This is a genomic window from Flavobacterium sp. T50_26 (genome assembly GCF_057652995.1).
Window position 1 is genome coordinate 120599 of sequence record NZ_JBYFCC010000001.1, and the last position, 23396, is coordinate 143994.

A 23396-nucleotide genomic window follows, 5' to 3' on the forward strand; every position below is an offset into this window, starting at 1 on the left:
TTGAAAAACTAAATCATGAACATTCAAACTCATTTCACTAAAGACAAAAAAGTTAAGAAAATCATCTTAAATCATCTTGACAATGCAAAAGCACATGTTTGTGTTGCTGTGGCTTGGTTTACTGACCGTCCTTTGTTTGATAAGTTAATAGAATTATTGGATAATGGCGTTCAAGTAGAAGTTGTTATCACCAATCATGAATTTAATCATAACTCTTTTAATAACTATAAATTAATCGAACAAAAAGGAGGCTTTTTTGCATATATAGGGAATGACGAAAAGTTAATGCACATGAAGTTTTGTGTCATTGATTATGATGTAGTTATTAGTGGATCGGCAAATTGGTCAAATAAGGCATTTACACAAAATAATGAAGAAGTTACAATTGTAGAAGGACATTCGCAAAGAGCTAATGATTTCGTGGATGAATTTGAAAGACTAAAATTGCTGTCAGGTAAAATTCAAGCAATGCAAAATGAATTAGATTTAGCTAAAGCATTTAAAGTATTTGATTTAATAAAAGCATTTGTTGCAATTGGGGAAAAACAAAACATAAGACCTTATATTCAACAATTAAAAAACATTGATGTCCTAAAAGAAATAATTCAATTTCTTATAAATGAGGAATATGAAACTGCAATTTTAGAAATGGATAAATTTAAAAAATTAAATACTCAAATTATAGATGTTACGGGTATAGAAATTGAAAGAATAAAAGCTCAAATTAATCTTATTGCAATTCAAATAGAAGTTTTAACCATTCAAAAAGTAGAAACGGAAGCTTTAATAGAGCAATTCAATCACAGATATATTATTGAATTAAATCCAATCATTGGAAAAATATTAGCATTAAAGAAAAAAATATATGAGAAATTACACAAGCATGGAATTGAAGATGATACATATCATAAATTGGACGAAGAGTTCCAACGAAACAATCAGGAATATCAAGAAGAATTAAAAATTGAAATACCTGATTTAAACCAAGAAGACACTCAAAGTTTAAAAGAAATGTATCGTGAAGGTTCTAAATTATGCCATCCCGATTCACCTGCCTGCGTAATAGAAGACAAAAACAAAGCTGCCGAAATTTTTGACCAATTAACAAAAGCATATAAGTTAAAAGACATTAAACAAGTAAAACAAATTGTAGCAGATTTAAAACTAGGCAAACCAATTAATGATTTACTTAAAGAGAATGAATTAGAAATTCTAAATGCAAAATTAGCATCACTTCAAGTAAAATATGATCATTTAGTTTTTGATTTAAGAACAATACACTTATCAGAAGAATTTATAACAATTAAGAGTGTTAAAGATTGGGATGATTATTTTAAAAATCAAAAAGAGCAATTAGAGAACCAATACGAAAATTTAACCAAAGAATTTGTAAAGCATGAGTAAAGAAGTTCAAAAGGTAGATAGTTCATTATCTACAAAAAAAACTAATAAACTAGACCTATCTAAGTTTAATAATGCGGCATTAAGTTCAGCACTTTCAAATATTGAACTGCCAAGACTATTTCATCAATTAGTCGTTTTTATCCTTGATGCTTCAGAATCTATGACATGGGAAGGAATTTCTGGAAAAACTAAAGGAGAAGAAATACATGAGCAAATCGTTCCGATTATTGAAAGATTGCAAGCGAGTAAAAATAAAAATTGTTTTGATATTAGTATGATTGCATTCTCGCAAGAATCTAACGAATTTATAAAAAATAAAAAAGTAACTGATATAAACACAAATAATTTTGATTTCAATCCATGTAGCCATGTGGGTAATTATAAAACTGAAATTGTTGAAAGTTTAGAAATTGCTGATGATAGAATAAATAGTTATTTTATAAATAATAGTTCAAATTCTCAAGCATTAGTAATTATTTTAAGTGATGGTGCTTTAGACGACCAATTTGAAGCACTGGAAATTTGCAAAAATTTAAAACAAAATAACAAAGTAACTATTGCAAGTTATCTTTTAGAAGATATGAATTGGAAAAATACATTAAGTGAAAATCGTTTAAAAGATTTTCAAAACAATATCAAATCTTTATCGAGTATAGATTCAAATGGTCTTCATTTTTTCCATAGCAAAGTAGATCCAACAGAAATTAGAAATCACATGATCAAAAGTATATCAACCGTTTCAAAAATTGACTAATGTATTTATCAGCTAGACATATAAATATTAAGCTAAAGCAAGATAGTACAAACTTTATTAATGATGAAGATTATAAAGCTTTAATATTATGTGATGGAATTGGGGAATTTTCTCAATCTCAAATTGTATCTACAAAAGTTGCTGATGTGATGATTGAAAAAAGGTATGAGGACATTGATAAATTAATTAAAGATTCTGAGATAATTGCATTAAAAGATAAAATCGAAAATGGAGGAACTACGGTTATTTTTGCTGGAATTGAAAAAAATAATAAAGTTAAGATTCAATATTTAGGGAATGGTGGTTGTATCAAATTGAATGGAGATTTTAATCAATCTAACCAAGGTTTATTACCTTACAAATACAATCATTTAATAAATCCACACATAAACGACTCAGGTGCTTTAACAAGACATTTATCAAAAGAAAGTGGAAAAGAAGAAAGAATTGTAAGTGAAATTACAATATCCTTAAATAATTCAAATGGAGATATTCTCCTTTTTTTTACTGATGGTATAAATTCTTTGGAAGAAAATGTAATTATTAAAGATAATGAAGGGAGATTTTGGAGACATGAATCTTCTTCCATTCAAATTATTTTAGAAAAATTACATGTTTTTTTGATGGAGAATATTAATAATTCAGACTTTCAAGACAAATTAATAACTTTTAATGAAGAAATTTTAACAGACTTGAACGACTTAAATTTATTAGAGGATGATGCCTCATTAGGAATTATTATTACTGATGAAGTCTTAAAATACTATAGAAAATGATAAAGTCAATAATAAATTTAACCGATATTTCATGTATTAATTTAGTTGGTAGTGAGAGTGATTTACTTCCAATCCAAAATATTAATTATTTTGAAACCGAAATAGGCAGTGGTGGTTTTGGTGATGTCTTTAAAGTTGAAAGCATTAATGGTATTCAGACAAGTAAATATGTTTTAAAAATAATTTCAAATTCTGAAGTTAATGACCATGCTTTTGAAACGATTTCCATATTACACACCAAAATCAAAAAAGCACAAATCAATGAAGAAGGTGTTGTTATCAATCATTATCCGGAATTATTAGGTCTCCCTTTTTTAGCATGTAAAGCTTATGATGAAATTGGTGATAAGGAAATTATCGCATTTTTAATTCACAATCTTAATGAAAACAACTACCAGGATTTTGGTGCTGATAATTTTGATAAGTCAAAATACATGCAAACTGAAATATCTGAAAGAATATATTATGCTTTTCAATTAGTAAAAACCATAAAGTTTTTAAACGAATTAAACTTTTTACATTCAGATATTAGTGAAAATTCCATTTGGATTAATGAAAATAAAGCAAAAATTACTCTGATTGATTACGATAGTGGATATCACATTGATTCGCAAAAAAAACCTACTACAGTAGGTAAAATTGGTCAATGGTTAGGTAGCACTTTCAGAAAAGTTTTAGCTAAAGAAATAGACTCCGATAATTTAAGTACAGCAGAAAGAATAGATGAAGAAAATTGGGTTATAGCTAATGCAGTTTTTGAACTGATTTTTGGTGTAAGTCCTTATTTCTTTTTGGTAGATGCTGAGGATAAAACTAAGAATATGTATTTGAAAAAATACAGTTGGCCAGAAATTGTAATAGATGAGAATATATTTAACACATCAAATTTAGATGCCTATAAAGTAATACTTCAGTTTTATAATTTCTTAAAAGAAAATGGTTTTGAAAAACTAATTAATGCCTTTGATAAAGTTTTTAATTCAGGATTCAAAAACCCTAATAAAAGAATCAAAGTGTCGGAATGGTATGATATTTTATTTGAAATTGGTGAAAGTCTAGAATTGTTACCAAATATTCTAGATTTTAAAGCTGATAAGAAAACCATTAATTCATCAGATGATGAAGTTACTTTTAGTTGGAAGCAATCAAAAGGAAATAAAACCTATATAAATGATATATTAGTAAATGGATTAAATCATAAATTGAGCTTTAAGGATACCACGAATGTAGAATTAAAAATAGTAAATGAATTCGGAGAGTTTAGCAATGAAATAAATATCCAAGCAAATAAAATTCAACCTACAATAAAATTTTTTAAATCAGATATTTTAGAGAGAATTGATCTAACTCCTGTAACACTTTCTTGGGATACAAGTCATACGAAAAAAGTCAGAATTAATGAAGTAATAGATGTTTTAGAAGCTTCTGGCACTCAGGAAATTGATCCTAAAGAAAACAAAAAAATCATATTAACTGCAATAGGAAATTTTGATGAAGAAGTTAATGCTGAAATAGAAATTAAGGTATGTAGTCCAGAAATAGCAGAGTTTAAATACGAGATTAATATTGAAAAAGGAATTGACAATATTGATTTATTTTGGAAAACAATAAATACTACTGAAGTAAAAATATCTCCAAAAATAGGAGATGTTGAAATAAATGGACAATCTTCTATTGGTATTGTAGACAAAACAGAATTTACACTAACAGCTTTAGGTAATTTTGGAAATACTGAAAAAACAATTGAAGCTCAGCCTTTTCCAATGCCTTTAATTAAGAGTTTATTAATACCTACTCCCATTTTTAATCAAAGTACTGAGTTTGAAAGTCAAGCATTCTCAATACCAAGCAATATAACAAATCTATCAGGCATTAAATTTAATAGTGAAATAACGATAAACCAAGTTATTCCAGATTTCAAAGAAATAGAGAAAATTATACTACTTGAAAGTGCTGACGAAATTAATTCAAAAACAAATAATTTATTTGAAAAGTTATTTAATAAAATTCTAAAATAAAATGAAAAAATCATTAAAATACTTAGCAAAAAAAATCGAAACACTATTTCTATGGTCTTCAGGAGCTGATTTAGAGGTTTTAAAAATGGTCCCAACTGAAAAAAGTAAATATTTTGGAATTGGTGGAACTATAATATTCACAGCTTTAATGGCAAGCTTCGCAGGAGGATATGCATTTTTTACCGCTTTTAAAAGTACTTATTTATCAGTTCCTTTTGGATTGTTTTGGGGTACTTTAATCTTTAATCTTGACAGATATATAGTTGCTTCATTTGGAGTTGGAGATGGTAAAAAAACAATTTCAAAGCAAGAATTGATTGAAGCAGCTCCTAGATTAGTTATGGCAATTATTTTAGGATTTGTAATTGCAACACCACTAGAATTAAAATTATTTGAAAAAGAAATAAATGCAAAAATTAACACCGATATTTCTATAGTTACTCAAAAAATCATAAACTCAGCAGAAACTGACCCAAGATTATTATCTCTAAAATCAGAAAGGAAGCAAATAGAAAGAGATATTAATAATAGAAATCAAATAATAGAATCAAAAAAGATATTTTGGGAAAATGCAAATAAAGATAAAAATGATGAATGGAATCTAGGTAAATTTAGTGGTAAAAAAGGAAAGGGAGGGTATTATGAAGATTTAAAACAAGTTGCAGATAATGCTCAAAATGAATATACTACGATTAAAGCTGACTATTCAAAGTTGAATGAAATAGCCTATAATAAAATTGAAAGTATTGATAAAGAAATTTCTAGTAGAGAAAATCAAATTGGAACTGAAATTGAAAATCAAAAAACAGTTCAAGAACAAAATGATGGTCTACTGGCTAGATTAAAAGCATTATCAGATTTAACGAGTGTAAGCACAACTTTGTTGCTTTCAAAGTGGTTGATTACAATTCTATTTATATTCATAGAAATTGCTCCCATTTTATTTAAAATGATGACAGAAAGAGGTCCATACGACGATATTGTTGATAGAAAAAAACATGAAATTAAAGTCCAACAACTACAGTTGCAGTCAAATATCAATCAAGAAATTAACGTTGCTGTTAAAATCCATACTGAAAAATTTGAACAAAAATTGAATGTAGAATTACAATCTAATAAAGAAATAATGGAATCAATTGCAAAAGCACAACAAGAAATAGCTTTGGCTGCAATTGAAAAATGGAAAGAAGAACAAAAAACAAAAATCATAAACAATAAATTAGACATAATTACTGATAACAAAACTAGCTAACTTGATCCTAATTTAGTTATAAAATTAGTTTACAAACTCCCCGAATAATCATCCGGCAACATCGCATCGATATCCCGTAAATATTTATCTAACGCATCCATTGTTTTGTGACCGCTAATGAGCATAAGTTTACTTTTAGCTTCATTTTCTGTCATGTTCTTTATGAAATCATTATACAGTCTGGTAATAAACGTGTGACGGAAACTATATAATCCATAATTACTACCCAAATCAAAATGCTTTTTAATTTTCTTAAAACGTTTTGAGAAATAATCTCGTTTATTGGTTTCTTCAGTTTCCCATACTCCTCCTATTGAATCGGGTGTGAATAAATCTAAGTTTTTATCCATCTTGCTTAAATCGGGTAATTCCTTGAAAAGAATTTCAGGAATGATTTTAGTTTTCACCGGACTATTTTTGGCTTTAAAAGTGATGGTTCTACTCACCAAATCAATATCACCCACTTTTAACCTACCCACTTCTATCGGACGCAAAAAGGAATAACATATAAACTTAACGTATAAAAGCAAATGCGGGTCGTTTTCTTCCATGTATGTGAAAATATCACTCTGGAGTGTATCGGAATAGGTTTTGTTTCGCTCCGGGGTCGATTTCAAGACGTTGATTTTTCCAACAAAATTTTCTTTGACAATTTCATTGTCTTCCAAGGTTTGAAATATTGAACTAAGGTCAATTCTAGCATTGTTCCGAGTTCGGGCACTGGTATTTTCCAAGATTTCGTTTAAGTAGTCAATCACAGTTTTTTTAGTCACTTCCTGAATCGATCTTCCTTCAAAGCCATTTTCATTGAGCCACTTCTCAAACTTTTTGACATTGCTTTTAAAATTTGGAAGCGACGTTTTACTCAAAACACTTTCTTTAATCTTTAGAACTAAAGCTAGTGATTCCTTAATAGGATGATCAATAATTTCCTTCTCTTTTTTATTGTGCTCAACTTTCTGCGGTTCGATAGGTAGAACTATTCTGTCGATGATAGGTTCACGTTCTTCTTGTGTGATAAATTCAGAGGGTTGTTCATGTTTCGCTTTGAATGGATCATAGCCTTGTTCCAAAAGTGCTACTAAAGCACGTTGGTACTTCAGTAAAAACTTCATGCGTTGGGCTTTATTTTTGATTCGATTGATTCCGCCTTTGATGTTTGGCATGCGAACCAGTTTTCCGGTTTGAGGATGACGAAAAGAATAATAGATGTACCAATCTTTTTCCAAAGCAGCTTTTTGCTCTTCTTTGGAGAGTTTATTCCACTTAGAAATATCGACTCCACCAGTGAAAATTTTAGGCTCAGTATAATTCAGTTTCATGTTAAAAACGTGTACTGTTTCGTGTACGTTTTGTAAAAGTACTAAAATAGAAGACATAAAAAAAACGGATTGTGTATACAATCCGTTTGATTTAAAGGAGTTAACCTAGTAGCGGGAACAGGACTCGAACCTGTGACCTTCGGGTTATGAGCCCGACGAGCTGCCTACTGCTCTATCCCGCGATTTGTGAGTGCAAATATACAACGATTATTCTAAAAAGCAAGAATATTAAGGATATTTTTATATTTTCAATCAAACATATGCTGTAAATCCGGATAAACTACTGACCTCTAAACCATAAACACAAAGGTCTATAAATGAAAAACACCCTGAAACGTGCAGGGTGTATTCCAAATTCAACTAAATACTTGCAACACTTATAGAAAACATTACAATTCGTGCATAAAAATTTACTATTTCATTTCTTCAACGTTAACTCAAATAAAAAATACGCTATCAAAAAAAAGTAAATTGTTAAGGTTTTGTCCAATTTTAAAGTATACAATAAATCACTTGCATCATTTTTAAACCCTTATTGTATGTGACAAATTTATAACATCCGAAGAAAATAAACTGTAGTACTTAGTATAATCTTGAGTAGAATTTATACTACAAATAAGCTAAAAAGAAAGCTTAGATTCGTTCATTAAAAAAAGTAAACACCTCGATCAAGGCCGCAAGATTATCAATTTGTAGCTTTTCAAAAATCCGTTTTTTATACGTACTAACTGTAGTTTTTTGAATCTCCAAAGCATTCGAAATCTCAAGATTACCGTATCCTTTTACCAACAAACGAGCAATTTCAATTTCCCGCCCGGACAAATGGTCTATTGGATTCACTTTTTTTCCTACTAAATAAGAATTTAAAATCTTTTCTTTCGTAACGGTGCTTAAAAACTTTCCTTCCGAAACCAATGTTGAAATAGCATGCTTGATTTCATCTTCTTCACTCAATTTATTCAAATAACCATTGGCTCCGGCATTAAAAAACCGAAGGGCATGAACTGTTTCATCAAATGCCGAAAATATCAAAATCTTGATTTCAGGATTAATTTTCTTTACTTCGGGTATAACATTAATACTATTTCCGTCGGGAAAATTGATGTCTAAAATCAACACATCAATAGGGCGAGTTCGCAGAACTTCTAAGATAGCAACAAAATTCTCTACCTGAAAAACAACAGCATTTTCATACAACTCTTTAATTATCATAGACATCCCCTGCCGAACAACAGTATGGTCATCGGCTACTAAAAAACTTATTTGCTGATCAAATTTCATATATATTCGTTTAAAGTAGGGCTATTTACTTTCTACCATAATAGTAAAAACAACTTTTGTTCCTTGACGAGGCTTACTGTCAATGTGTATATCACCGTCAAACAAGGCAACGAGCTCTTTACACAAATTGAGCCCTAAGCCGGTTCCAACATCATTAATTTTGGTGGAATTGATTCCTTTATAAAAGCCTTCAAAAATTACATTCAAATCCGATTCAGAAATTCCACGTCCGTTATCAATTACTTCAAAATCCAACTGATAGTTTTTAGCCGTTTTCTTTTGGCAATCAATTTTCAATTGTATAGTTCCTTTGTCGGTAAACTTATTGGCATTACCCACAATATTATACAACAATTGATGAATTTTGGTAGCATCACTAACAACCAAACTACCTTCGGTAATGTTCGATTCAACGGTCAAAGTGTTGCCACTATTTTCAACCAAGGTACTCAAATTAGCTGTCATTTGGTTCAATTCAGAAAACAAATCAAACTCGGTCTTATTTAATTTTAAATGAGCATTTTCATTTTTAGAAAAATCCAACACCTGATTTACCATAACCAATAACGAGTTGGTGGTAAATTGAATCGTTTTAAACACTTCTTTCGTATCAGCGTCGTCAATTTGCTTGCTCACTTTTTTGCTATATATAGAAATCAAACTCAAAGGCGAGCGAATCTCATGACTCAACATACCTACAATTTTATTTTTAAAAGTCAAATTTTGTTGAATGGTTTGTTGTGCTTCAACTAATTTTCGTTCATTTTCAAAAGCTAATTTGGTTAACAATAATAATAAAACAGAAAAAAACAACATAATAAGAACAATGCCTACGATAGAATAAAACCGAATAGTTTGATTCGTTTTCAATTGTTCTTGAAAACCTTGCTTGCTTTCTGAACCTAAATTTACAAAATAATTTTTAAGCTGCTCCAAAATTGCTTTGCTTTGTTCAGACAAGTCTTTGTTGGCAGCAAGCAACATACTATCTCGCTTTCGCAAGTTTTCATAGTTTTTTTTAATCGTATTGAATTGAAGTTGGTAATGCTTATCTGAATTATCAAAAACATTTTTCAATTGCTCTTCAATAGAACCTGTTTCTTCTACTTTACCATATTTCATGGTAACTTTTTGGTTCAGAATTTCTTTCTGAATTTCTATCTTTCCTGACAAGGCATTCATGATGCGTGTAAACAATCCTTTTCTTGCCAAACTGTCTGCCTCTAAATGAGATTCTACTTCTACACTATCTAAAATATCTTTATAATTTATTTTATTTAATTGCAATGGCATCCCGTCAGAATCAACTAAATAAAGGTCTTGAGTTTTAAAAATTGAATCAATAGAAAATTTTAATTTTTCTACAGCATACTGCAAATTGGCTTGTTTTATTACTGCCTTTTTTAGTTTTTCATTTTCTTCCTTCTTCAAATGAACAGTGTCCAACTTCATGGTCATTTTATCCAATAGTTGAAAGTAATTTTCCAACGATTGGATATCCCTGAACTGAAGGTAATCTTGCAAACTTATCTGTGCTTCATTAAAATCTGAATTTGCGTTTTCTAACAAAGAGTTTGATTGTTCAGCATAACGAATATCTTGATCAAATTGAGCTAATTTGTCCTCGTTTACAGATTCATTATACCACAACAACAAAACGATGAGTTGTAACAAAATGATAGACACAATCAACATAAGATGAGTGGTCTTTCGTTGCTTAGACGATGATAGCTTTGAAACTATCCTTTCAAAAAAAGTTGTATTCAAGGTTGAATTTAATTAAAATTTTATACAATTGCTTCTTTCTTAAACCAAAAAATAATTTGCAAAAAAAACACAAACAGCTACATATCAAACACTTAATTGTCAAATTAATTTTTAATAAGTATTTTTAAGTATTGAGCTAAAAAACAATTTAATAATAAGTAAAAATACCAATAAAACTACAAAGGTTTGTAGAACAAATCAATAATGTTATGTAGAATTAATTCTACACATTTCATCGACTATTTAGGTGTCATAATAATAAAACTATTCAATTTCAAGGTTTTAATTTAAATAAAAAGAACGAAATTTATAACTATTTAAAGTGATTTTCTGATAATCATTTTACAGTCATTTTCAAGCTGAAATTTTTGATTCGAAAGCACCATTTCTGCCAACGATTTTCCCATCTTTTTAAAGTCCGTAGAAATAGTGGTAATGCCATTTTCAACCACTTTCTTTAATGGTGTTTCATTATAGGAAATAATGCCGTAATCAATACCTAATTGAAAATTTTGAGCCTTTGCATAATCAATTACCTCAACCAATTGCCTGTCGTTCGGGATTACAAAAACCGTTCCTTTCTGCATAAAATGAGCGTCAAAAGTAGAAATAACCTCATGCGTAAAACCATAATCCAAACAAAATTTCAGAAATCCTTCCACCATACCAAGTGGCTCTTTCTGCCCGGGGAAAATAAGAACCAGCTGTTGATACAAATCAAGTTTTGACTTTCCTTCTAACAACAATGAATACATATCCTTAACAAAATTCTGATGCACCGAAGGATAATCACTTAGTTCAGAATTGGTTTGATCCAAAATATAAACATCATTTTTGGGCAATGTTTTAATTACTGCTGCAGCACCTGCCAAATTTGTGGGCATAATAATGTATTTTGAATAATTGCCACTGCTTTCATTGATTAACTTTCGAAACATGATCAAATTAAAATGATGAAAATATATATCCACTTGTGCTTTGTTATCAATAGTTTCCAAAAAAGAAGTATACAAATCTTCCTTAAAGGCATTTAACTCATCAAACAAAACAAAATAACGCTGCTCAAAACTAAACTCAACGCTTTTTACATAATAACCTTTGCCCAAAATTGCAAAAACAATGCCGCGTTTTTTCAACTCATCATACGCCAACAAAACAGTATCCCTCGAAATTGAAAACTCCAAACTCACTTTATTTACAGACGGAAGTTTGTCACCTTTTTGCAATCGGTTTTCGGCAATAGCGATTTCAATAGACTGAATAATCTGCTTATACTTCGGAATTCCTGACTGAGTATCAACAACAATCAATTTCATAAATATCATTTTAAAAACTGGTGGCAAGATAATCAAAAACTGGTAGGTACTGGTATGTAATAGAAAATAAATCTCCTACTTTTGTTGATATATCTATAAAAAAATGATAGAAAAAAAACATTTTTCTCAATTAGACTACCCTGAAAAAACGAAATCATTCGGAATGATGGCAGATGGTAGAGAAGTCTTTTGCTATACGTTAACGAATAAAAACGGGATGGAATTGGCTGTAATGGACTATGGAGCAACCGTAACCTCCTTGAAAGTGCCAACAATAAACCAAAATAAAATAGATGTTGTTTTAGGATTTGATAATGTTGAAGACTATATCAATTCCTATCAATTACCAAGTGCACCCTACTTTGGCTGTGTTGTGGGAAGAGTGGCAGGCAGAATCAACAAAGGTTCGTTTAAATTAAATGAAAAAGAAATTTTCCTCACCAAAAACCATTATCAACACCAATTACACGGAGGAAAAGAAGGTTTCGGACAAAAAATATGGAAGATGAAAAAACGCACTAATGGCGATTTCCCTTCCATTACGTTTGAATATGCAAGCCAAAATGGCGAAGAAAATTTTCCCGGAGTTTTGGTGGTTGAAGTAACCTATATGCTCACAGAATCTAACCAAGTAATTGTAGAATACAATGCATTCAGTACAGATGACACTATTGTGAACCTTACCCAACACAGTTATTTCAATTTAGAAGGGCATAAGCATAACGTAAGTAACCAAACATTGTTTGTTAATTCTGCAAAAATGCTGGAAACAGACGAAGAAAACATTCCAACCGGATTAGTTTTAAATGTAGCCAATTGTCCTTTTGACTTTACAGAAGAAAAAAAATGCCCACTATCCATTGACAATACGTTTGTTCTGAATGAAAAAAACAGAATTGCCGCTTCATTATACAGCAAGCAAAATCAATTGAAAATGAGTATTTTCACCAACCAACCTAGTGTGCATATTTATGTAGGTGGAAATTGTTTCGGACAAATTAAAGGAAAAGAAGACACCGATTATCATCCGATAAGTGGCATTTGCTTTGAAACACAACACTATCCTGATTCCCCCAATCATGCACATTTTCCTTCTATTGCTTTAAAAAAAGGAGATCAATATTACCACCAAACCATTTTTGCTTTCGAAAATTGCTAAATAAATAAACATGAAAAAATTGCTGCTACTCATTCCAATACTTTTTTTACTAATAAATTGTTCAGATGACGACAAAACCCCTGAAAACGAACCCGTTATTCCGGAAGACAATTTCATCAGAGCATCAGACATGTCTTTTTTACCATTAATTGAAAGCGAAAACACAACGTATTTCAACAGTTCAAACCAGGCAGAAAATGCATTAACTACGTTAAAAAATGCAGGTTGTAACACGATAAGAATTCGTCTTTGGAAAAACCCAATCGACAATCAATCCAGTTTTAATCAGGTAAAAGCGTTTGCTCAGCGAGTAAAACAAAACGGAATGAAAGTATGGTTAACCGTGCATTATTCCGATACGTGGGCAGATCCCGGACAACAAAGCACACCTGCCGAATGGGAAAGTCTATCTTTCACTGACCTAAAAAATGAAGTAGTCAGCTATACCGAAACCATCATGACCGAAATTCAACCCGATATCATTCAAATCGGAAACGAAATCAATAGTGGGTTCATGTGGCCATCCGGTCATCTCATCAATAACGAAAGTCAGTGCTTAGAATTACTTTCAGCAGCAACAACGGCCGTAAGAGCAAAATCACAAACCACAAAAATCATGCTGCATTATGCCGGAATCGGTGCAGGAGCAACATGGTTTTTCAACAAAATGAGTCCGATTAATTATGACTACATCGGAGTTTCCTACTACCCGATTTGGCACGGAAAAAATCTTTCTGAATTAGAATCAACAATTAATTCTTTAGGACAAACGCACAATAAAAAAGTAATTGTTGCCGAAACTTCCTATCCGTTTACTTTGGGTTGGAACGATTGGACCAATAATGTAGTAGGATTAGAGGATCAAATCATCCCCGCCTATCCTGCCACTCCGGAAGGTCAAAAAAATTATTTGTTAGCCGTTAAAAATATAATTAAACAAACCGAGAGCGGAATCGGATTTGCCTATTGGGGCGGAGAATGGGTCGCTTTTAGAGGTGATGAATCGCCCAACGGCTCACCATGGGAAAACCAAGCCTTATGGGATTTTGACAATAAAGTACTACCGGCAATCGCCGTATTTAACCAAGATTAAGTATGAGAAATGTAATTTTAACAATCGTATTCGTTGCTCTTTTATCAACACCAAAAAGTAACGCTCAGGAATTTGCAAAAGGTGCCGATGTAACATGGCTACCCCAAATGGAAGCAACCGGTTATCAATTTTATGATACGGATGGCACTAAAAAAGATGCGTTGCAATTATTAAAAGACAGAGGAATGAACACGGTTCGTCTACGCGTTTTTGTAAATCCTTCCGATGATCCGCAAAGTGGTCATTGCAGTAAAGAAGAAACCGTTGCTTTTGCTTTACGAGCACAAAAAATGGGTTTCCGAATTATGATCAATTTTCATTATTCCGATTCATGGGCAGATCCCGGCAAACAAAACAAACCTGCCGCATGGAAAGACCTTCCGTTTGACAAATTAGCTGATGCCGTTTACAATCATACATTTGAGGTAATGACCGCATTAAAAAAAGCAAAAGTAAAAACAGAATGGGTGCAAGTTGGCAACGAAATTCCGGGCGGAATGCTATGGCCGGATGGAAGCACCGACAATTGGGTTCAATTAGGCAAATTATTAAACAAAGGATACGATGCTGTGAAAGCGGTTGACAAATCCATCAAAGTAATTGTGCATTTAGATGAAGGCGACAACATCGAAAAGTATAGAAAATTTTATGACAATGCCACTGCACAAAAAGTTCGTTATGATGTAATTGGTCTTTCCTACTACCCTTTTTGGGTTAAAAAAGACTACACTGAAACGATAGCTAATTTAGAGTTCAACCTCAACGATTTAGTAAAACGATACAACAAAGAAGTGATGGTAGTTGAAGTAGGTGGCGAAGATGATAAAATCGAAAACACAAAAGCCTTATTAGAAGCAACCATCAAAGCCGTAAAAAATGTACCAAACAATAAAGGGTTAGGCGTTTTATACTGGGAACCACAAGGAGCAAGAAGCTGGAGTAAATACAACTTAAGTGCTTGGCTTCCCGACGGAAAACCTTCACCCGCTTTAGATGCGTTCAAAGACTAATAAAATCCGTTTAATCAGTAAAATCCGTGGCGAAAAAAAAACAAGGAGTGAAACGACCTAAAACTCAAATTACTTATATGTTCAAAAATAAAAAAATAAATCAGCACCAATCCGTTTAATCAGTAAGATCCGTGGCAAAAAAACCAAGGAGTGAAACCACTTAAAACTTATATTGCTTATATTACTTATATGGTAAAAAAATAAAAAAGCAAAAGTATTCACACCTTCCAATCCGTTTAATCAGTAAGATCCGTGGAAAAAAACCAAGGAGTGAAACCACTTAAAACTTATATTGCTTATATTACTTATATGGTAAAAAATAAAAAAACTAAAGTGTTAATCCCTACCAATCGGCTTAATCAGTAAGATCAGTAGTAAAAAAACAAAGGAGTGAAACGACTTAAAAATTATTATTCAAAATAAATTATCATCATTCAGTAAAATGAAAAAACACCTACTATTATTTCTAAGTTCCCTTTTCCTTTTTTCCTGTGGCAAAGAAGTAATCAATTCCAATCGCACAAAAACCAACTTTGGTTCCGATTGGACATTTACAAAAGATTCCACTTCATTAAATTGGGAAAAAGTATCCATTCCACACACCGCACAAATTGAACCTTTAGTAGTCAACAACCAATGGCAAGGCGATTGTTGGTATCAAAAGAAATTTGATGTAGAAAAAACAGAAAACGAAAAAGTATTCCTCTATTTCGAAGGTGTCATGCACGAAGCCTGGGTGTGGATAAACGGAAAATTCGTAACCCATCACCAAGGCGGCTACTTACCGTTTACAGTGGATGCAACCGATTTTGTTCAAGAAAAAAACAACACAATAATTATCAAAGTTAACAACGAAGACAATCCGCAAATCCCACCCGGAAAAACCTTAAAAACATTAGATTTCAATTATTATGGCGGAATCTACCGGAATGTCTATTTACTAAAAACAAATTCGGTTTACATCACCGATGCGGTGCATGCCAATCAAACGAATGGTGGTGGAATTCTGGTTCATTTTGATAAAATATCCAAAGAAAAAGCGAGCGGAATCATCAAAGTACATGTAAAAAATGAAACCGATGAACCTAAAAAAATTAAGTTAGGAATTGCCTTTTCGTCTAAAAATAAAAAAACAGAATTTACATCCAAAGAAGTGATGATTGCTTCCAAATCCGATCAATCGATCATCCAAAACATTGAAATTTCAAATCCATCGTTATGGGGAATTGAAAATCCTGATTTGTATGAAGTAGAAGTCAATTTGATTTCCGAAAACAGTACTGTAGACAGCCAAACCATTAAAACCGGCATTCGCAAAGCAGAACTAAAAGCCGATGGTTTCTATTTGAATGATAAAAAATTATTCATCAACGGAACCAATCGCCACCAGGAATACCCATACATCGGGTATGCACTTTCGGACGAAGCCAATTACCGCGATGCCGTTAAAATCAAAAATGCCGGTTTCGATTTTGTTCGGTTGTCGCATTATCCACAAACAGAAGCGTTCTTGAATGCATGTGACGAAGTGGGACTGTTAGTAATGAATTGCATCTCCGGTTGGCAATTTGTTGGGGATGAAAAATTCATTGAAAACTCCTATCAGGAAATCCGTGATTTTTCAAGAAGAGATAGAAATCATCCAAGCATTATTTTTTGGGAAGTTTCGCTGAACGAAAGTGACATCAAAGAACCGTACATGAAAAAAGCCAATGAAATTTTAAAAGCGGAATTGCCTTATGCTCATGTTTACACAGCTGGTTGGATAGACAATCCGAATTATGACATTTACATTCCGGCCCGCCAACACGGGAAAGCACCCGACTATTGGAATAATTATGAAAAAGGAAACCGCAAAATATTTATTGCCGAATATGGTGATTGGGAATATTATGCTCAAAATGCAGGCTTCAACCAAACTGCCTATTCAAATTTAAAAGAAGACGAACGCACGAGCCGTCAATTGCGTGGTTTTGGCGAAAAACGGTTGTTGCAACAAGCCTTCAATTATCAGGAAGCCTTCAATTCAAATTTAAAAGGAAAACACACGATTGGTCAAGCCAATTGGCTAATGTTTGATTATAACCGTGGTTATGCCGATGATATTGAAAGCTCGGGAATTAGCGATATTTTCAGAATACCAAAATTTGCTCATTATTTCTATCAAAGTCAACGTTCACCATCAATAAAATTAAATGATGATTTAGTTTCCGGTCCAATGGTTTACATTGCTAATTATTGGAATGAAAAATCAAGTTTGGATGTAACCGTTTATAGTAATTGCGATGAAGTGGCGTTGTATTTAAATAATGAATTAGTTGGAAAACAAAAACCATCATTAACTGAATTTTCAGAAGAATTACCTCATCCTCCTTTTGTGTTTAAAATTCCATCCTTTCAAAAAGGAACACTAAGAGCAGAAGGATTTTTAGATGGTAAAAAAGTATCGGAACATGTTGTGAAATCAGCTGAAGAAGCAAGTTCAATTCAGTTGACTTTTGATGAATCAAATGTAAAAATCAATCCGGAATTTCCTGATGTTGTATTTATTTATGCTTCAATTATGGATGCAAACGGAACCATTGTTTCGGATGCAACTAATTCAGTAGAATTTTCAATTGAAGGAGAAAATGCCGAGTTAATCGGACAAAATCCAATTGCTGCAGAAGCGGGTATTGCTACGATTTTACTTCGTACTAAAAACTTTAAAAAATCAATAAAAATAATAGCCAAATCAGCAAACCTGAAAGAAGCTACGCTTGAACTGAAATAAGATGAAGAAGAAATTAATTTCCGCTACGACGGAACATTTTAAAACAATTTTCCAACACGAACCGGAAGCAGTTTTTCTTTCTCCGGGAAGAATCAATATTATCGGTGAACACGTTGATTATAATGATGGTTTTGTATTACCGGCTGCCATCAACAAATACATTTGCTTTGCAGTTTCAGTTTCTAAAACAGATGAATGTACGTTGGTAGCAAAAGACTTAAACGAATCCTATCAATTCAACTGGAAAGACGACCTAAAACCCGTAAACAAAATGTGGGTCAACTACATGTTAGGGGTTTTACATCAACTCAAAGAACGCAACTTTTCATTAAAAGGAATTAACATTGTGTTTAGCAGTACTATTCCAATGGGAGCAGGACTTTCATCGTCGGCAGCATTAGAATGCGGATTTGGCTATGCCTTGAACAAACTATTCAAATTAGGCTTATCTAGAGAAGAAATTGCTCTGATGGGTCAAAAATCTGAACATACTTTTGTGGGTGTAAAATGCGGCATTATGGATCAATTTGCCAGTGTGTTTGGCAAAAAAAACAAAGTAATCAAATTAGATTGCACTTCGTTGGAACATGAATACCATTCGGCAGATTTTAAAAAATATTCCTTACTTTTAATCGACAGTAACGTAAAGCACACGCACCTTACCTCCGGCTACAACACCCGAAGAGAAGAAGTAGAAAAAGGGTTAGCGATTATAAAGAATCGATTCACATACGTAAATACATTCAGAGATTGCACAAAAGCTCAATTGAATGAATTGAAAGAAGAATTAGGCGAAACGATTTATAACCGATGCCATTTTGTGATAAATGAAATCCGAAGGGTGAATGAAGCGGTGTATGCCTTAGACAGAAATAATTTTGAAGAACTGGGCAAATTAATGTTTGAAACCCACGAAGGTTTATCAAAAGAATACGAAGTAAGCTGCGAAGAAGTTGATTTTTTAGTTGATTTTGTTAGAAACGAAAAGCAAGTCATCGGTTCACGAATGATGGGAGGCGGTTTTGGCGGTTGCTCAATCAACTTAGTTGAAAAAGGAAGCGAAGAAACGCTCTTTGAAAAAATTTCAGAAGCTTATTTACAAAAATTCGGCATTAGATTGAATCATTACAAAGTAAAAATCGCTAAAGGAACTTCTAAAGTTAAAACGAAAATAAATAAATAAAAGATCATCGACAATAATTTCATTTTGCGTCTTTGCGAGAAACCAAAAACAAGACCATAGACAACAATTATAATTTGAGTTTTTGCGAGAAAACATAATGCAACAATAAACCAAAAAAAGAACTTAGACAACAACTTTAATTTGCGTCTTTGCGTCTTTGCGAGAAAAATACACTATGCAAAGTTTTAACACCAACGAACACCCACACCGCCGTTACAACCCACTCTTAGATGAATGGATTTTAGTTTCTCCCCATCGCACCAAACGTCCATGGCAAGGTCAAAAAGAAACTCATTCTACCGAATCGCTTCCGGAATATGACCCAACCTGCTATTTGTGTCCCGGAAATGAACGTTCGAATGGAACAAAAAACCCTGATTATACCGATTGCTATGTGTTTGAAAACGATTTTTCGGCTTTATTAAACGAAGAAGTCGAACAAACCAATGCTTCTACTTCATCTCTTTTTAAAATCAAACCGGAAAGAGGAATCAATAAAGTAGTGTGCTTTTCACCCAAACACAATTTAACAATTCCAGAAATGGAAGTGGCTGATATTGAAAAGGTTATTCAAACGTGGAAAGAGCAATACATTGAATTAGGCAATTACGATTTCATCAACCATGTTCAAATTTTTGAAAACAAAGGAGCAGTGATGGGTTGCAGTAATCCACATCCACACGGACAAATTTGGGCTCAATCGTCCTTACCAACCCAAGTGGAAAAAACACAAAAAAATCTTGAGAAATATTACGAGCAACATAAAGTCAGCCTATTAAAAGAGTATTTGGACGAAGAATTAAAATCAAAAGAACGTTTGGTTTGGGAAAATAATCATTTTGCTGTAGTCGTTCCGTTTTGGGCAACTTGGCCGTATGAAACAATGATTATCAGCAAAAGACATTTCGGAACCATCATTGCGATGACGAAGGAAGAAACGGTTGCATTTGCCGAAATTTTAAAAAAGATTACCGTTAAATATGACAATCTTTTTGAAACCTCTTTCCCCTATTCGTCCGGAATTCATCAAGCACCAACAGACCGTTTGGCTCATCCGGAATGGCATTTTCACATGCATTTTTATCCGCCCTTATTGCGAAGTGCAAAGGTAAAAAAATTCATGGTAGGTTATGAAATGCTCGGCGAAGCTCAACGAGACATTTCTCCGGAAAAAAGTGCCGCTGTTTTGAGAGAATTACCTACATTGCATTATAAATTAAAATAATAAACTAACCCTTTTTCCATGAATACAGGTTTTGAAACATTAGATTACATTGTTTTTGTTTGCTATGCTATCTTAATTTTAGGAGTCGGACTTTGGATGTCTCGCGATAAAAAAGGACATCAAAAAAATGCAGAAGATTATTTCTTAGCCAGTAAATCATTACCCTGGTGGGCAATTGGAACTTCGCTAATAGCAGCTAATATCTCTGCCGAGCAATTCATTGGAATGTCAGGTTCAGGTTTTGCAGTAGGTTTAGCTATTTCTTCGTATGAATGGATGGCAGCCATTACGTTAATTATTGTGGGAAAATATTTTCTTCCCATTTTTATAGAAAAAGGAATTTATACCATCCCTGAATTTGTTGAAAAACGATTTTCCACCAATTTAAAAACAATTTTAGCCGTTTTTTGGGTGGCGTTGTACGTGTTTGTCAACATCACTTCTGTGTTATATTTAGGTGCGTTGGCGATGAATACCGTAATGGGTGTTGATATGATGTGGGCGATTATCGGATTGTCACTTTTTGCTGCGGCTTATTCATTGTATGGCGGATTAGCTTCGATAGCTTGGACAGATGCTATACAAGTAGTTTTCCTTGTTTTTGGAGGTTTAGCCACAACCTATTTAGCCTTAAACACGGTTTCTAACGGAGAAGGAATGATGGAAGGTTTAGGCATCATTTATGACAAAGCTCCTAAAAAATTCTCAATGATTCTGGATGAATCGAATCCGGAATACATCAACTTACCGGGAATTGGCGTTTTAATTGGGGGACTTTGGGTAGCGAATTTATACTATTGGGGATTCAATCAATACATCATTCAACGAGCGTTAGCCGCAAAATCATTAAAAGAAGCTCAAAAAGGAATTTTATTGGCTGCTTTTCTAAAATTATTAATTCCATTCATCGTAGTAATTCCGGGAATAGCGGCCTATGTAATTGTAAATGATCCCGAAATGTTAGCTCGTCTAGGAGCAGATGGATTAATCAATATTCCGAGTGATGCGGCAGCTGACAAGGCATATCCGTGGCTAATTCAATTTTTACCAACCGGTCTTAAAGGATTGGCTTTTGTGGCATTAACAGCGGCAATAGTTTCGTCATTAGCTTCGATGCTGAATTCTACTTCAACCATTTTTACGATGGATATTTATAAACAATACATTAATAAAAATTCTGATGATAAAAACACGGTAAAAGTAGGCAGAATTACTGCTGCTGTTGCTTTGGCTATTGGAGCTATTGTTGCTCCGTTATTAGGAGGAATTAACCAAGCATTTCAATTTATTCAAGAATATACCGGTGTGGTAAGTCCGGGAATTTTAGCCATTTTCGTGTTAGGTCTGTTTTGGAAAAAAACCACAAACAAAGCAGCAATTTGGGGAGCATTATTGTCTATTCCAATCGCTATGTTCTTTAAAATTGGTCCGAAAGGATGGGCAACCGGAACTTCAATGGAAGGCATTTTCCCAAGTGTACCATTTTTAGATCAAATGGGTTACACCACCTTACTCACAATGGCAATTATCGCCTTAATCAGTTGGTTTCAAAACAAAGGTGTTGATGACAGCAAAGGATTTGAATTACGAAAAGAAACCTTTAAAACCAGTTCAACATTCAATATCAGTGCGTTTGCTGTGATGATAGTTTTAGTCTTCTTGTATGCATTCTTTTGGAAATAAGATTAGCTTCAGATTAGCCAACTCTTCCTCCTAACCAAAGAAAAAGAATAGATAATGTATTAAAACAGTGTGCAGGAAAAAGATATTACTTTTCTAAGATCCACTCTTTCTCAAACTACAAAAATAGTTTAGAAGAATAAGGTCGCTATCCATTCACTAATTATCTCATTACCACATTGACTAATTACCACATTGGCACATTGCCATAGTAACAAAATAAAAAAACTTGCCATTTGGGGACAGCAAGTTTTTTAGTGGGGTTGGTATTTGTGTTTTGGAAAATTAATCCGGAGTACCTACTACTCCAGTATTGTCGGTAATCAACGGTAAACGTACCGCAACTCCTTTATCGTTTAACATCGTCATTTGGAAAGTATCTTTCTTAGCCAAAGCATATGAAATCAATCCATTGAATTTGTTGTAAGATATATTCATTTCTTTTAAGTTGTCTAGTTTCTCAATTTCAAAAGGAACCTGTCCAACAAAGTTGTTTTCAAATAAACTTAAGTTTTCAAGAGATTTTAAATTCTCAATTTCATAACTTAATTTACCTGAAAAATTATTGCTATTCAGCATCAAAACTTTTAAGTTTTTTAAGCTATATAATGAACTTGGTAATTCTCCTTGCAATGAATTATTAAATAGAGAAAGATTTTCTAATTGCGTTAATTGTCCTATTTCTTGTGGCAGCGAACCGGTTAACGAATTCATATACAACTCAATAACCTTCAATGAAGTTGCTTTTCCGATTGAAGCAGGGATAGAACCTGATAATTTATTGAACGAAATATTCAACGCTTGAAGACTTTTTAAATCACCTATTGAAGCAGGTAAATTACCGGAAATATTATTTTTAAATAGATTAATAGTTTCCAAATACTGCAATTTAGAAATTTCGGTTGGAATTTGACCATCCAAGTTATTGTTTGGTAAAGCTAAACCAACCACTTTATTATCTTTAATCTTAACACCATACCAAGTTGACGTTTCTGCAGCTAAATCCCATTTGATTTTCCACTGGCTTCCGTTAGTTGATTGATTAATTTTTATAAGAGCTTCTCTTTCTGAAGTTGACACCTCTGCATAACCTAAAAAGGTAAAGCAAAGTAAAAGAATTGATAGTGTAAAATTTTTCATCTTTAGTTAAATTTGGGGTTTGACTTAGTAAATATAGAAAAACAATTCGACAAAATGCAAATATAATCGATAAAACGCACTATATTGAATGTTTTAAATTTCTTTTCTTACAATTACAAGCATAATTTTTAATAAAAAATAAAATCCTCTTGCTTTGTGAAATTAAAAGAATTCCCAAATTTTCAAAAATGTTAAATATGTATATACAAATGTTAAATAAAAATTAACCACAAAAACTTTTTG

Annotated in this window: 17 protein-coding genes and 1 tRNA gene; 12 read left to right on the forward strand and 6 right to left on the reverse strand. The window is 32.5% G+C overall.

Translation table 11 applies throughout. The features are described 5' to 3' along the window. The first annotated feature begins 15 nt into the window (after window positions 1–15). From AC23MC_RS00515 to AC23MC_RS00535, 5 genes are read left to right on the forward strand one after another with little or no spacing between them, the layout of a single operon-like run. A complete protein-coding gene (locus AC23MC_RS00515) occupies window positions 16–1404 on the forward strand; it encodes a phospholipase D-like domain-containing protein (RefSeq protein ID WP_487566502.1) in 1389 nt (462 codons plus the stop codon). After that, the gene (locus tag AC23MC_RS00520) at window positions 1397–2158 is read left to right on the forward strand and encodes a vWA domain-containing protein (RefSeq protein ID WP_487566501.1); all 762 of its coding nucleotides are present in this window, start codon (window positions 1397–1399) and stop codon (window positions 2156–2158) included. Before AC23MC_RS00515 ends, AC23MC_RS00520 begins: the two co-directional genes overlap by 8 nt. Then, entirely contained in the window at window positions 2158–2934 is a 777-nt protein-coding gene (locus AC23MC_RS00525) for a hypothetical protein (RefSeq protein ID WP_487566500.1), read from the forward strand. Before AC23MC_RS00520 ends, AC23MC_RS00525 begins: the two co-directional genes overlap by 1 nt. Beyond that, a complete protein-coding gene (locus tag AC23MC_RS00530; protein ID WP_487566499.1) occupies window positions 2931–4952 on the forward strand; it encodes a protein kinase family protein in 2022 nt (673 codons plus the stop codon). Before AC23MC_RS00525 ends, AC23MC_RS00530 begins: the two co-directional genes overlap by 4 nt. Window position 4953: 1 nt before the next feature. Then, window positions 4954–6204, forward strand: coding sequence for a DUF4407 domain-containing protein (locus AC23MC_RS00535; RefSeq protein WP_487566498.1), 1251 nt, complete (start codon window positions 4954–4956; stop codon window positions 6202–6204). Window positions 6205–6233: 29 nt separating this feature from the next. Here AC23MC_RS00535 and AC23MC_RS00540 read toward each other — a convergent pair whose 3' ends face one another. The 5 genes from AC23MC_RS00540 to AC23MC_RS00560 all read right to left on the reverse strand — a co-directional run bounded on the left by AC23MC_RS00540 (window position 6234) and on the right by AC23MC_RS00560 (window position 11890). After that, window positions 6234–7583, reverse strand: coding sequence for a tyrosine-type recombinase/integrase (locus tag AC23MC_RS00540; RefSeq protein WP_487566497.1), 1350 nt, complete (start codon window positions 7581–7583; stop codon window positions 6234–6236). A 52-nt stretch (window positions 7584–7635) separates the two neighbouring features. Continuing rightward, window positions 7636–7708: transfer RNA gene (locus AC23MC_RS00545), tRNA-Met, on the reverse strand. Window positions 7709–8159: 451 nt separating this feature from the next. Continuing rightward, on the reverse strand, window positions 8160–8807 hold the full coding sequence (locus AC23MC_RS00550) for a response regulator transcription factor (protein WP_487566496.1): 648 nt from the start codon (window positions 8805–8807) through the stop codon (window positions 8160–8162). A 21-nt stretch (window positions 8808–8828) separates the two neighbouring features. After that, entirely contained in the window at window positions 8829–10502 is a 1674-nt protein-coding gene (locus tag AC23MC_RS00555; protein ID WP_487566495.1) for a sensor histidine kinase, read from the reverse strand. 389 nt (window positions 10503–10891) lie between these two features. Next, complete coding sequence (locus AC23MC_RS00560; protein ID WP_487566494.1) at window positions 10892–11890, reverse strand: GntR family transcriptional regulator; 999 nt, start codon at window positions 11888–11890, stop codon at window positions 10892–10894. A gap of 103 nt (window positions 11891–11993) precedes the next feature. Here AC23MC_RS00560 and AC23MC_RS00565 point away from each other — a divergent pair, with 103 nt between their 5' ends. The 7 genes from AC23MC_RS00565 to AC23MC_RS00595 all read left to right on the forward strand — a co-directional run bounded on the left by AC23MC_RS00565 (window position 11994) and on the right by AC23MC_RS00595 (window position 22016). After that, window positions 11994–13049: an aldose epimerase family protein gene (locus tag AC23MC_RS00565; RefSeq protein ID WP_487566493.1), complete on the forward strand. Its 1056-nt coding sequence runs from the start codon at window positions 11994–11996 to the stop codon at window positions 13047–13049. Between the two features lie 10 nt (window positions 13050–13059). Further along, window positions 13060–14142 (forward strand): glycoside hydrolase family 53 protein, encoded by a 1083-nt coding sequence (locus AC23MC_RS00570; RefSeq protein WP_487566492.1) that lies wholly within the window; start codon window positions 13060–13062, stop codon window positions 14140–14142. Between the two features lie 2 nt (window positions 14143–14144). Next, on the forward strand, window positions 14145–15152 hold the full coding sequence (locus tag AC23MC_RS00575) for a glycoside hydrolase family 53 protein (RefSeq protein ID WP_487566491.1): 1008 nt from the start codon (window positions 14145–14147) through the stop codon (window positions 15150–15152). A gap of 442 nt (window positions 15153–15594) precedes the next feature. Further along, entirely contained in the window at window positions 15595–17925 is a 2331-nt protein-coding gene (locus AC23MC_RS00580) for a glycoside hydrolase family 2 protein (protein ID WP_487566490.1), read from the forward strand. A 1-nt stretch (window position 17926) separates the two neighbouring features. Then, window positions 17927–19108, forward strand: a complete 1182-nt coding sequence (gene galK / locus AC23MC_RS00585) for a galactokinase (RefSeq protein ID WP_487566489.1) — start codon at window positions 17927–17929, stop codon at window positions 19106–19108. Window positions 19109–19283: 175 nt separating this feature from the next. Beyond that, window positions 19284–20333 carry a UDP-glucose--hexose-1-phosphate uridylyltransferase gene (locus tag AC23MC_RS00590; protein WP_487566488.1) on the forward strand — a complete coding sequence of 350 codons (1050 nt, stop codon included), beginning with the start codon at window positions 19284–19286 and terminating at the stop codon, window positions 20331–20333. Between the two features lie 18 nt (window positions 20334–20351). After that, a complete protein-coding gene (locus tag AC23MC_RS00595) occupies window positions 20352–22016 on the forward strand; it encodes a sodium/sugar symporter (RefSeq protein WP_487566487.1) in 1665 nt (554 codons plus the stop codon). A gap of 282 nt (window positions 22017–22298) precedes the next feature. On the opposite strand, the gene AC23MC_RS00600 is transcribed toward AC23MC_RS00595, so the two are convergent. Continuing rightward, window positions 22299–23153 carry a leucine-rich repeat domain-containing protein gene (locus tag AC23MC_RS00600; RefSeq protein WP_487566486.1) on the reverse strand — a complete coding sequence of 285 codons (855 nt, stop codon included), beginning with the start codon at window positions 23151–23153 and terminating at the stop codon, window positions 22299–22301. Window positions 23154–23396: the final 243 nt, after the last annotated feature.

Bases quoted from the DNA above. Each gene is read 5' to 3' on its own strand.
- AC23MC_RS00530 (WP_487566499.1), top strand. From the start codon at position 2,931: ATGATAAAGTCAATAATAAATTTAACCGATATTTCATGTATTAATTTA.
- AC23MC_RS00535 (WP_487566498.1), top strand. From the start codon at position 4,954: ATGAAAAAATCATTAAAATACTTAGCAAAAAAAATCGAAACACTATTT.
- AC23MC_RS00590 (WP_487566488.1), top strand. From the start codon at position 19,284: ATGCAAAGTTTTAACACCAACGAACACCCACACCGCCGTTACAACCCA.
- AC23MC_RS00575 (WP_487566491.1), top strand. From the start codon at position 14,145: ATGAGAAATGTAATTTTAACAATCGTATTCGTTGCTCTTTTATCAACA.
- AC23MC_RS00515 (WP_487566502.1), top strand. From the start codon at position 16: ATGAACATTCAAACTCATTTCACTAAAGACAAAAAAGTTAAGAAAATC.
- AC23MC_RS00550 (WP_487566496.1), bottom strand. From the start codon at position 8,807: ATGAAATTTGATCAGCAAATAAGTTTTTTAGTAGCCGATGACCATACT.
- AC23MC_RS00540 (WP_487566497.1), bottom strand. From the start codon at position 7,583: ATGTCTTCTATTTTAGTACTTTTACAAAACGTACACGAAACAGTACAC.
- AC23MC_RS00520 (WP_487566501.1), top strand. From the start codon at position 1,397: ATGAGTAAAGAAGTTCAAAAGGTAGATAGTTCATTATCTACAAAAAAA.
- AC23MC_RS00560 (WP_487566494.1), bottom strand. From the start codon at position 11,890: ATGAAATTGATTGTTGTTGATACTCAGTCAGGAATTCCGAAGTATAAG.
- AC23MC_RS00565 (WP_487566493.1), top strand. From the start codon at position 11,994: ATGATAGAAAAAAAACATTTTTCTCAATTAGACTACCCTGAAAAAACG.
- AC23MC_RS00570 (WP_487566492.1), top strand. From the start codon at position 13,060: ATGAAAAAATTGCTGCTACTCATTCCAATACTTTTTTTACTAATAAAT.
- AC23MC_RS00525 (WP_487566500.1), top strand. From the start codon at position 2,158: ATGTATTTATCAGCTAGACATATAAATATTAAGCTAAAGCAAGATAGT.
- galK (WP_487566489.1), top strand. From the start codon at position 17,927: ATGAAGAAGAAATTAATTTCCGCTACGACGGAACATTTTAAAACAATT.
- AC23MC_RS00595 (WP_487566487.1), top strand. From the start codon at position 20,352: ATGAATACAGGTTTTGAAACATTAGATTACATTGTTTTTGTTTGCTAT.
- AC23MC_RS00580 (WP_487566490.1), top strand. From the start codon at position 15,595: ATGAAAAAACACCTACTATTATTTCTAAGTTCCCTTTTCCTTTTTTCC.
- AC23MC_RS00555 (WP_487566495.1), bottom strand. From the start codon at position 10,502: ATGTTGATTGTGTCTATCATTTTGTTACAACTCATCGTTTTGTTGTTG.
- AC23MC_RS00600 (WP_487566486.1), bottom strand. From the start codon at position 23,153: ATGAAAAATTTTACACTATCAATTCTTTTACTTTGCTTTACCTTTTTA.